The sequence below is a fragment of the Marinifilum caeruleilacunae genome (assembly GCF_013141825.1).
In the GTDB taxonomy this organism is placed as follows: Bacteria; Bacteroidota; Bacteroidia; order Bacteroidales; family Marinifilaceae; genus Marinifilum; species Marinifilum caeruleilacunae.
This window is the reverse complement of the sequence record NZ_RZNH01000050.1, coordinates 23,083-33,568: the sequence shown is the minus strand read 5'-3', so window position 1 is coordinate 33,568 and position 10,486 is coordinate 23,083. Positions and strand designations below refer to the sequence as shown.

At 37.9% G+C, this 10,486-nt stretch carries 9 protein-coding genes; 6 read left to right on the top strand and 3 right to left on the bottom strand.

Annotated features, from left to right (window positions below):
* The first annotated feature begins 594 nt into the window (after positions 1-594).
* Positions 595-789 (top strand): DUF1289 domain-containing protein, encoded by a 195-nt coding sequence (locus tag ELS83_RS20035; RefSeq protein ID WP_171597328.1) that lies wholly within the window; start codon positions 595-597, stop codon positions 787-789.
* A gap of 88 nt (positions 790-877) precedes the next feature.
* Positions 878-2,611, top strand: coding sequence for a bifunctional metallophosphatase/5'-nucleotidase (locus ELS83_RS20030; protein WP_216616711.1), 1,734 nt, complete (start codon positions 878-880; stop codon positions 2,609-2,611).
* Positions 2,612-2,694: 83 nt separating this feature from the next.
* Here the strand turns inward: ELS83_RS20030 and ELS83_RS20025 are convergent, their stop codons facing one another.
* The gene (locus ELS83_RS20025; protein ID WP_171597327.1) at positions 2,695-3,486 is read right to left on the bottom strand and encodes an alpha/beta fold hydrolase; all 792 of its coding nucleotides are present in this window, start codon (positions 3,484-3,486) and stop codon (positions 2,695-2,697) included.
* A gap of 388 nt (positions 3,487-3,874) precedes the next feature.
* On the opposite strand from ELS83_RS20025, the gene ELS83_RS20020 reads away from it, so the two are divergent.
* The 4 genes from ELS83_RS20020 to ELS83_RS20005 all read left to right on the top strand — a co-directional run bounded on the left by ELS83_RS20020 (position 3,875) and on the right by ELS83_RS20005 (position 8,488).
* Positions 3,875-4,561 carry a succinate dehydrogenase cytochrome b subunit gene (locus ELS83_RS20020; RefSeq protein WP_171597326.1) on the top strand — a complete coding sequence of 229 codons (687 nt, stop codon included), beginning with the start codon at positions 3,875-3,877 and terminating at the stop codon, positions 4,559-4,561.
* A gap of 20 nt (positions 4,562-4,581) precedes the next feature.
* The gene (locus tag ELS83_RS20015; protein WP_171597325.1) at positions 4,582-6,522 is read left to right on the top strand and encodes a fumarate reductase/succinate dehydrogenase flavoprotein subunit; all 1,941 of its coding nucleotides are present in this window, start codon (positions 4,582-4,584) and stop codon (positions 6,520-6,522) included.
* A gap of 3 nt (positions 6,523-6,525) precedes the next feature.
* Complete coding sequence (locus tag ELS83_RS20010; RefSeq protein WP_171597324.1) at positions 6,526-7,287, top strand: succinate dehydrogenase/fumarate reductase iron-sulfur subunit; 762 nt, start codon at positions 6,526-6,528, stop codon at positions 7,285-7,287.
* Between the two features lie 334 nt (positions 7,288-7,621).
* Positions 7,622-8,488 carry a DUF1207 domain-containing protein gene (locus tag ELS83_RS20005; protein ID WP_171597323.1) on the top strand — a complete coding sequence of 289 codons (867 nt, stop codon included), beginning with the start codon at positions 7,622-7,624 and terminating at the stop codon, positions 8,486-8,488.
* On the opposite strand, the gene ELS83_RS20000 is transcribed toward ELS83_RS20005, so the two are convergent.
* Together ELS83_RS20000 and ELS83_RS19995 are read right to left on the bottom strand one after the other, a co-directional pair.
* A complete protein-coding gene (locus tag ELS83_RS20000) occupies positions 8,485-8,928 on the bottom strand; it encodes a septal ring lytic transglycosylase RlpA family protein (protein WP_171597322.1) in 444 nt (147 codons plus the stop codon). The two genes, ELS83_RS20005 and ELS83_RS20000, sit on opposite strands and share 4 nt — an antisense overlap.
* Positions 8,929-9,000: 72 nt before the next feature.
* Positions 9,001-10,158, bottom strand: a complete 1,158-nt coding sequence (locus ELS83_RS19995) for a hypothetical protein (protein ID WP_171597321.1) — start codon at positions 10,156-10,158, stop codon at positions 9,001-9,003.
* Between the last annotated feature and the right edge of the window lie 328 nt (positions 10,159-10,486).

The following is a 10,486-nucleotide window of genomic DNA, read 5'->3' as shown; positions in this document are numbered from 1 at the left end:
ATCCTTCGGTACGCTGTACCTCTTTTCTATTCATTTCATCTTGCTATAAATACTGTGGTGCTACGCACCTTAACTCTTTCCTGGCAAAGCAGCAGAGCTGCGAAGTATTGATAGAAACATAGGCCAATCTTTTTAATTAGGTGCAGAGCACCGAGGTATGAATTGTTTAAGTCTTTTAAGTTTCCAAAACCAGTCTTCACCACTTCGGGAACGATGGATACAAAACCACCCTTTAGTCTTTCGACAGTTTCCCTTCAAGGGAAACAACCCATAATTTTCCGCAAAATTAAACATTTAKRCTTCCCCTTTTAGGGGAAGTGCATACAGGCGAAGGAGTGATATAAAATAGTACCAAAACTCCAACTTTTAAGCTTCATTAACTTTTGTTCAAAGCATTTTGCATAATCCTAAACTACATTTGTTATGAACAAAACAGAAAAAGTTTTTTCAAATTAAATTTAGCTTAGAAAATAGTATTTAGAAAAAGTCCCGGTCTGGTAAAGATTCGGGGCTTTTCTTTTTATAAACTCCTTTAATAATTTTGAAAAAAAGACTTTTTCATTTTTATTTGTATTCATTTTAAATAACACTATCATGAGTCAAATCAAATCACCTTGTATTAAAATCTGTCGCCAGGACAGTAACGGCGTATGCTTTGGATGCCAAAGAACCACTGAAGAAATCGGTAACTGGTCGCTTTACAACGACGATGAGAAAAAAGAAGTACTGAAGAAAGCACGCAACAGAAGCAATGCTCCAGACACCTCTTCGGGCGTGTTCTTTCGATAAAAAGTATGCCTGGCATAAGGATATTGTTCTTTTTTATAACTTTATGGTCCTTTTTTCAAATCACACATCAGAAAATAAGCCAAAAGAAATGAAGTCAAAATCAATATTTTATGCAATGATCATCATGCTGATTGTATCGGCATGTGCACCAAAAAAAGCAGAACAATTACAGTTAAAAATATATGGTACCAGCGATGTGCATGGTGCATTGTTTCCATACGACCTGGTGAATGACAGAGAAACCGAAACTTCTCTTGCGCAGGTTCACCAGTATGTTTCCAAACAAAGGGAGAAAAAAGATGCCGAAGTTATCCTTTTGGATAATGGTGATATTCTTCAGGGAGATCCTTTGGTATACTATTCTAACTTCGAGAAAACCGAGACCAAACACATCTGTGCTGATGTGATGAATTTTATGCAGTACGATGCCGGTACTGTTGGAAACCACGATATTGAACCTGGTCATGAGGTGTACGATAAACTGGTAAAGGAGTTTGCCTTTCCCTGGTTGGCTGCCAATGCGGTTCGAAACTCCGATGGGAACCCTTATTTCCAGCCTTATACCATCATCGAAAAACAGGGTGTTAAAATCGCCGTAATGGGTTTAATAACTCCTGCCATTCCAAAGTGGCTGCCTGAAAAAATATGGTCGGGAATGCACTTTGAACCAATGGTAAAATCAGCCAAAAAATGGATGGAAATCATTCAGGAAAAAGAGCAGCCCGATTTTGTAATTGGTTTGTTTCATTCAGGTGCTGGCCGCGAAGATGAGTATGAATTCAGTCATGAAAATGGCTCAATTCTGGTGGCAAAACAGGTTCCTGGTTTCGATATGGTAATTTGTGGTCATGACCATCATGAGCAAATTTCCTGGTTCGAAAATACAGAAAAGGAAAAAGTATTGGTGATCAACCCAAAAAGCAGGGCTAAATATCTTGCAGAAGTGGCTGTAGAATTAAGCTGGAACAGCGAGAAAAATACCTACGATAAAAAACTAAAACCAAAATTGGTGAAGATTGCCAATATCGAAAAATCGAAAGAATATGTTGATCATTTTACACCTAAGTTTAAAGAGGTAGAAGCCTATGTTTCCAGAGAAGTGGGCAGCTTTAAAAAGAGCATTTCAACCAAAGATGCCATGTTTGGCGATTCTCCTTTTATCGATTTAATACAGAACATTCAAATGGATTTAGCAGATGCAGAAATTTCATTTGCTGCTCCCCTATCCTTTAATGCAAGCATCGATTCGGGCGAATTACAAGTAAGAGATTTATTCAAGTTGTATCGATTCGAAAACTTGCTGTACACCATGAATCTAACAGGTAAAGAAATTAAAGATTTTCTTGAATTCAGCTACAGGGATTGGTTCCAGCAAATGAATTCGGCAAATGATCCGATGTTGTACATTTCCACTACAGATCATGGCAGTAGACTAACCACCATGTTTTTCAATTACGATTCGGCAGAAGGAATTGATTATACGGTTGACATTTCGAAACCATATGGTGAACGAATCACGATTTCGGGAATGAGTTCGGGCGAAAAATTCGACGAAAATAAAACCTACAGAGTTGCCTTAAATTCTTATCGCGGTAATGGAGGTGGAAACCACCTTACCGAAGGTGCAGGTTTAACAAAAGAGGAGTTAAGCTCCCGATTGGTTAATTCAACAACCAAAGATCTTCGTTATTACCTAATGAAATGGATTGAGGAAAAGGGAAACGTGGATATTGAATGTGATAACAACTGGAAAGTTGTTCCCGCAAAATGGCACGCTACTGCCAGTAAAAAAGAATATGAACTGCTTTATGGTGCAAACTAGTTAGGCAGACCGCACATAGAACAAATCCCACAATGATTCACATTGTGGGATTTATTTTATATGATATTAGATCATATTTGATCCTAACACTCGTAAATAATTCGGAAGACCTCACGCAAACATTCCTGTCTTTGCTCTATAAATCCCATATGACCTGATGTTTGTAAAACAAAAGGCGTTAGGTTGTTTTCTTTGGCAATTTGTCCGGCCACCTGTAAAGGAATAAAATTATCCATCTTTCCCATAATACTCACCTTAGGCATATCCAAGGCTTTTACAACATGATTTCTATCTGGACGATTCATCATGGCTTCTAAGGCTGCGATAATTCCTTTATCGGGAGTATTACACGCAATTTTTGTAATTCTCTCTATTTCGTGTGCATACTTTTTTAGGTTGTTATTGGAAAAGGTATTGGGAATGCTTGTTTTACAAATCAGTTCTTTCTTGCCACTTTTTACCAATTCAATTTCTTTCTTGCGGTTGTTTCTCTTCTCATCGGTATCCGGATTAGGAGTAGAATGAAAAAGGCAAAAACTTTCCAGTTTCTCTCCAAACAAATCAGCGAAAGCTAATGCAACATATCCGCCCATAGAATGACCAATTATATTAATTTTCTTTAGCTTTAAATGTTCGGCCAGATGGTTCACGGCCTCTGCCATTTGATCAATACTGCATGAATCACATTTGAGTTCGGAATCTCCATGTCCAGGCAAATCGACTGTAATTACCCTGGCCAGGCGAGAAAGATCATTGGCAAAAGTTTCAAAAGTTTCAATTGATTCAAGATAACCATGAAGAAGTACAACCGTATTTCCCTTACCAAGATCTCTGTATCGTAAACGATAATTTTCCAGTTCTAAATACTGATCCATATCCAATTTTAATTTTATAAACATTAACACACAGCCTAAGAGCCTATTGCACTCTTATCCGATAAAACAATTCCTTTCAGGTTTTTATGAAATTCTAAATTACCAGAATATCAAAAAAGCTTGTTCTATAACATACAAATATTTAATAAATTGCATCGTTTTAAAAAAATACATTACAGAAATTATTCCTTAATTGGTTTATAGCTAGAATTATAACTAGTTTTATACTTCTAATTTTCTAAAAATCTGAACCATAGGATTGTTCTAGAATCAATCTAAATAAATTGTATATGTTCCTAAATATTGTTTCGGCCAAGGGGAGCGTCTACATTTGCAAGGAATTATAGTAAAAGCTTATAATAAACAGTCTAATTAAATCTTTAAACTTATGAGCAGTTTTTTAAGTTCATCTATTGGGAAAAAGTTGATAATGAGTTTGTCAGGCCTTTTCCTTGTACTATTTTTATTGGTGCACTTGATCTTGAACTCCTTCTTGATGTTTGATAGCACAGGAGAGTTATTTAATGCAGGAGCACACTTTATGGCAATGCCGGTAATCCGCTTTGGTTTACAGCCAGTTTTATTTGGTGGTTTTATCGTGCACATCATCTATGCAATCATTTTGACATTGCAAAACCAGAAAGCTCGTCCTCAAAAGTATGCTTCGCAGAACTTGGGTAACAGCAGTACATGGTCTTCAAGAAACATGTTCGTTTTAGGTGGTTTGGTATTGGTTTTCATTGTAATGCACTTGATGCATTTCTTTGTTCCTATGCAGATTACAGGAGAGGTACCTATGAAAATGGTTGATGGTGTTGAAATCCATGATGGAGCAGCTTTAGTTAAAGCACTTTTCACAACTGGTACATTTGGAATTGTTTACACTTGTATTTATGTAGTTGGTGCAATCTTATTGGGATTACACCTGGCGCATGGATTCTGGTCATCATTCCAATCTATCGGAATGAGTAATAATATTTGGAGAGCTCGCCTGGAAAGAGCTGGTTACATCTACGCAATTTTTATTGCTGGTGGATTTACCATTATTCCTTTGTACTTACACTTTTTTGCTTAATTGTTAATTTTTAAACGGTTATGACAGTATTAAATTCAAAAATTCCAGCCGGACCATTAGCAGAAAAGTGGTCAAAACACAAAGCTGCTATTAAAGTAGTTAGTCCTGCGAATAAGAGAAAATTAGATATTATCGTTGTAGGAACCGGCTTGGCTGGTGGATCTGCTGCCGCTTCTTTGGCAGAAATGGGATACAACGTAAAGGCATTTTGCTACCAGGATTCAGGCCGTAGAGCTCACTCTATTGCTGCTCAGGGTGGTATTAACGCTGCGAAGAACTATCAGAACGATAATGACTCTATTTATCGTTTGTTCTATGATACAATTAAAGGTGGTGACTACCGTGCTCGTGAGGCAAACGTATACCGTTTGGCTGAGGTAAGTGGTGACATCATCGACCAATGTGTTGCTCAAGGTGTACCATTTGCACGTGAGTATGGTGGAACTTTATCTAACCGTTCATTCGGTGGTGTATTGGTAAGCCGTACATTCTACGCTCGTGGTCAAACCGGACAGCAGCTATTATTAGGTTGTTACGCTTCTATGAACCGCATGATCGGACAAGGTAAGATCGAAATGCATGAGCGTAACGAAATGCTTGATATTGTAACAGTTGATGGAAAAGCTCGTGGTATCATCACTCGTAACCTTGTTACAGGTGAAGTAGAGCGTCATGGAGCTCACGCTGTTGTAATTGCTTCTGGTGGTTACGGTAACGTATTCTTCCTTTCAACTAATGCTATGGGATGTAACGGTGGTGCTGCATGGCAAGCATACAAAAACGGTGCATTCTTTGGAAACCCTTGTTTCGTTCAAATTCACCCAACTTGTATTCCTGTTCACGGTGAGCAGCAGTCTAAGTTGACTTTGATGTCTGAGTCGTTACGTAACGACGGACGTGTATGGGTTCCAAAAAAGAAGGAAGATGCAATTAAATTGCAAGAAGGTAAAATGGGACCAAATGATATCGCTGATGAAGATCGTGATTTCTATTTGGAAAGAAGATACCCATCATATGGTAACTTGGTACCTCGTGATGTAGCATCTCGTGCTGCCAAAGAGCGTTGTGATGCAGGCTTCGGTGTAAACGCTGAAGGTAAGGCAGTTTACCTTGACTTTAAATACTCAATCGAAAGATTAGGACAGGATGTAATCGAAGCTCGTTATGGAAACTTATTCCAGATGTACGAAAAGATTACTGATGTAGATCCTTACAATGAGCCAATGCAGATCTATCCTGCAATTCACTATTCAATGGGTGGAACTTGGGTTGATTACAACTTGATGACAACCGTTCCTGGTTTGTATGCAATTGGTGAAGCTAACTTCTCTGATCATGGTGGTAACCGTCTTGGTGCTTCTGCTTTGATGCAAGGTTTGGCTGATGGTTACTTCGTATTGCCATATACAATTGGTGATTACCTAGCTGACGAAATTCAGACTCCACGTATCGATGTAAATCACCCTGAATTTGATAAGAAAGAGAAAGCTGTTAACGAGCGTCTACAGAAGCTATTCAACGTGAAGGGTAACAAATCTGTTGATTCATTCCACAAGCGTTTAGGTAATATCATGTGGGACTACGTAGGTATGGCTCGTAACGAAGAAGGTTTGAAATTTGCAATTGCTGAGATTGCTAAAATCAAGGAAGACTTCTACAATGATGTTCGTATCCCTGGTGATTTCGATGCAATGAATATCGAACTTGAAAAAGCTGGTCGTGTTGCTGATTTCCTTGAATTAGGTGATTTGATGGCTCGTGATGCTTTGAATCGTAACGAATCTTGTGGTGGTCACTATCGTGAAGAATCAGTAACGGAAGAAGGCGAAGCAAAACGTGATGATGAAAACTTTACTTACGTTTCAGCTTGGGAATACAAAGGTGAGAATCAAGAGCCTGTATTGCACAAGGAAGAGTTAGTTTTCGAAGAAGTAAAATTGACACAACGTTCATACAAGTAAGCCATGGCAGATAAGATAATTAAAAATTTAACAATAAAAGTTTGGCGTCAGAAAAACGCTAAAACTGCAGGTAAGTTTGAAACTTACAAAATCAATGACATTTCGGGAGGAACATCTTTCCTTGAAATGTTGGACATTTTGAATGAGCAATTGATTAACGATGGACAAGAGCCAATCGCATTCGATCACGACTGTCGTGAAGGTATTTGCGGTATGTGTAGCTTGTTTATCAACGGACGTGCTCATGGACCAGATGATGATATTACTACATGTCAGTTGCACATGCGTAAGTTCAAAGAAGGCGAAACAATCACAATTGAACCTTGGAGAGCAGGTGCTTTCCCAGTAATCAAAGACTTGATTGTTGACCGTACTGCTTTTGAAAAAGTATTGCAAGCAGGTGGTTACATTTCTGTAAACACTGGTGGTGTACCTGATGGTAATGCAATTCCAATTTCACAGGATGATGCAGAAGAAGCAATGGATGCTGCTGCTTGTATCGGTTGTGGAGCTTGTGTTGCAACTTGTAAGAACTCTTCAGCAATGTTGTTCGTTTCAGCAAAAGTTTCTCACCTGGCTAAATTGCCACAAGGTCGTGTTGAAGCTTCTCGTCGTGCGAAAAACATGGTAGCGAAAATGGATGAGCTAGGTTTTGGTAACTGTACCAATACTGGTGCTTGTGAGGTGGAATGTCCTAAAGGAATTTCGATTGCAAACATCGCTCGTTTGAACCGTGAGTTCTTAGCAGCAAAAATCAAGGATTAATTAGACTGAAATCCAAATATCCAGAGCGTTGCCTAAGGGCAACGCTCTTTTTTTGTGCAATTCTGTTTAATAATGGTTAACCTTCACAATTCCAGAATGATAGAGTCGGTCATTCTTATCAAATTGACTCCTGATATACAAATCAATAATAATTGAATACTCACGGAAGAAAAAGAGCACTTCATTACTCAAAATAATCAAATCCATTATTTTTAATTTTTCCTCCACAGTTACAATTAACAGGCATTAGTCCTTAGCATATTGACTATCGCAAGGATATCCTTTATTTTATTAACTACCAGAATTACAGTAATAACAGTTAAAGGAGAAGGATATGAGGGGAACATTACACAAAATTCAGGGGAGCTTAATCATTCTTATTTTTACAGGGATATTTTTCGGCAATTTACCTACTCTTAAAGCTCAATACAGTATCGAGCATAAATTAGTTGGCTTTCTTCCAGGCGAAGAAATCTTCGAACCACTATTGGCAGATCCAAGATCGCCACATTTCTCTGCCTCGATTCAAACATTTAAGGAAAACGGAAAAGATAGAAGTATTGCAGCAGTAAACCTGGGCAGCAGTTTTGCAATTTGGGGCTGGAATGCTTTAGGTGGTACCTGGCAATTGGGACTCGAAGCTGGTGTTTTTTCAATTTTTGATCTCGATGCACCTTCCGACGATTTAATTAACTCCGATTTTATTGTAGGAATTCCCATTAGTTTGCGTTATGGGGCATTTTCCATGCGAGCCAAAATATATCACCAAAGTTCTCATTTGGGCGATGAATTTCTACTGCGAAATCGACCTGAGAGAGTCGATCTGTCCTATGAAGGTATTGATGTGTTACTCTCATTGGATGTTGGTAAAGCACTTAGGGTTTATGGTGGTGGAGGCAGAATTATCAAAAGTAAACCCGACCTAAAGGAAAAGAGTTGGCAAGCTGGTGCAGAATTAATTAGCCCAGGGGCAATTTTTGGAAAAGTGTATCCATTAATTGCATTCGATTTCCAGCAATTTGAAGAAACAGATTGGAATAACAATTATTCAATTCGAGCCGGTTTCCAGATAAAAAGCAACAAGTTTGCCAACCGAAAACTACTTCTGCTTTTTGAATCCTTTAAGGGAAACTCGCCCAATGGCCAATTTTACGATTTGGAAGTTCAAACAATAGGTGGTGGTGTTCATCTTTTCTTTTAGCGACGAATCCATAATAGTTCCTCTTTTTCAATTTTAGGAGGTAAAACAAGTGGCTTGGTCTTTTCGTATTTTTGTATGCAAACCTTAAATAATCCATTACTAAGCTCGCCTAGTTCTTTAGCGGCCGATTTGGACAAATCGGTAATTCTACCGCGAACAAATGGTCCTCTATCGTTAATACAGACGATTACAGAGCGTTTGTTTTGCAGATTGATTACTTTTATCCAGGTTCCAAAAGGAAGGCTTTGGTGGGCAGCTGTGAATTGATTTTGCCGAAAAATTTCACCCGATGCTGTTTTTCGACCTTCAAAATAGTTGGAGTAGTAACTTGCGATACCTTCTTCAATGCAATTCGCCTTACTCTGCGAATGGGCAGTAAATGAGAATAACAGGCAAATAAAAAGAAATTCAATGTTCTTATTCCAATTTTTTTCTTCCATGATGAAATAAAGATGCATAAAAAAATCCGACCTAATGGCCGGATTTTAAATCTGTATTTTTTTCAGCTGAAATTATTCCCCAGCATCTTGCTGCATATTCATCTGATAGGCTTCTCTTGCTACCTTGTCAACCAATTTATTTACAAAGTACATATCGTGCATCGAGCTAAAGATTTCGTCAAGTTGCTCTAAAGTTTCTTCTCCGATTAATTCAGAAAGGATTACCTCAGTACCATCAGTAAAGGTAATTTTGATATCGAAACCGCCACGACAGAATGCGTTGTCTGATTCATCTTCGTTGCCTTCGTCGTCACCTTCCTTGGTATCATCTTCAATAAGTGTAATAATGGCACCTTCTTCCAAAATGTCATCGCGATAAACCATGTACTCATCGCTTGAAGAATTCTTTACAATTTTAATGTTACCAATTGTAAGAGCATACTCATATTCGGCATCTGTTTCTTCATTTCCAGGAGTGTATTCAACTTCCTCCATGAATAGAACTTCATCATCTTTCTTCAGGTTGTACGCGAAGTCAAAAGATTCTCCAAACATGTATTCGTGACCTACAGAGTAACCATTTGCGAAACCAAACTCAGAAACATATTCAAAGCTCATTTCAGTAGACATACTCATGTTCCAATCAACAAAGATTTCACCAGCTTCTACTTCTTCAATGGTGATATCAGCATCCAGCAAGTAATCGAATTCATAACCTTCATTACTCATCACTGTTGACATGTTGTATTGAGAAGCAGTTACATTAAAATCGTTATCCAATTCTTCGTCTCCATCTTCTTCAACATACAATTTCCAAGGTCGTGTCGCTTTTTCCTGTGGAAGGTTAATCTCAAAAAAGTCGCTATCGTCCACTCTTTCGAAAGCACTATTCCAATACCAACCTTTGGTTTCGGTTGCTTCCTCTGTTACGGGAAGGATATAATCGTACACACCCTTAATGTCTTCAAGAGTAATGCTGTGATCATACGAAAATCTTTCATCTGTTTCTTCTCCATCTCCTTCTTTGGTAGACTCACTCATAGTGATTAGTCCATAACCCTCAGAAGATGTAATTTCATCAACAGCAGCTGCTAATGATTGTGTTTCGGTAGTCAGATTTTGCTCCAATGTTTGATCCTGTTCTGGAGTTTTGTCATCAGAACTTGAACAACTCCAAAGTGCAGCTGAAAAAGCCAACAACATTCCTACGGCAACAATGTTTCTTTTCATATTCTTAAATTTTAGTTGATAATCGTAAACAATGTAAATTTTCGATTAATTTTTACATCCACGTTTGATTAAAAATTCTGTTTAAAATTTCACTTTGTAACTATTACAATTTAAATACCGAAATCGAATGCGTTTACCCTACCCAATTTCAAATATTTATTAACACCCTGTAAACGTAAAGGTTATGAAAAATGTTACAAACGAACCATTTTATTATTTGAATGAAAAAAAATACCAATTGTGGAACTTTTTGGACAAAAAGTGTAGAATTGTTCTACAGACTTACACAAATTTCCTCAGAATCAACATGCGAATGGTAAAATAGAAA

What these genes read in the sequence shown, in the direction of transcription:
- ELS83_RS20020 (WP_171597326.1), top strand. Translation starts at nt 3,875, where the DNA reads ATGAGCAGTTTTTTAAGTTCATCTATTGGGAAAAAGTTGATAATGAGT.
- ELS83_RS20015 (WP_171597325.1), top strand. Translation starts at nt 4,582, where the DNA reads ATGACAGTATTAAATTCAAAAATTCCAGCCGGACCATTAGCAGAAAAG.
- ELS83_RS20025 (WP_171597327.1), bottom strand. Translation starts at nt 3,486, where the DNA reads ATGGATCAGTATTTAGAACTGGAAAATTATCGTTTACGATACAGAGAT.
- ELS83_RS20010 (WP_171597324.1), top strand. Translation starts at nt 6,526, where the DNA reads ATGGCAGATAAGATAATTAAAAATTTAACAATAAAAGTTTGGCGTCAG.
- ELS83_RS20035 (WP_171597328.1), top strand. Translation starts at nt 595, where the DNA reads ATGAGTCAAATCAAATCACCTTGTATTAAAATCTGTCGCCAGGACAGT.
- ELS83_RS20000 (WP_171597322.1), bottom strand. Translation starts at nt 8,928, where the DNA reads ATGGAAGAAAAAAATTGGAATAAGAACATTGAATTTCTTTTTATTTGC.
- ELS83_RS20030 (WP_216616711.1), top strand. Translation starts at nt 878, where the DNA reads ATGAAGTCAAAATCAATATTTTATGCAATGATCATCATGCTGATTGTA.
- ELS83_RS20005 (WP_171597323.1), top strand. Translation starts at nt 7,622, where the DNA reads ATGAGGGGAACATTACACAAAATTCAGGGGAGCTTAATCATTCTTATT.
- ELS83_RS19995 (WP_171597321.1), bottom strand. Translation starts at nt 10,158, where the DNA reads ATGAAAAGAAACATTGTTGCCGTAGGAATGTTGTTGGCTTTTTCAGCT.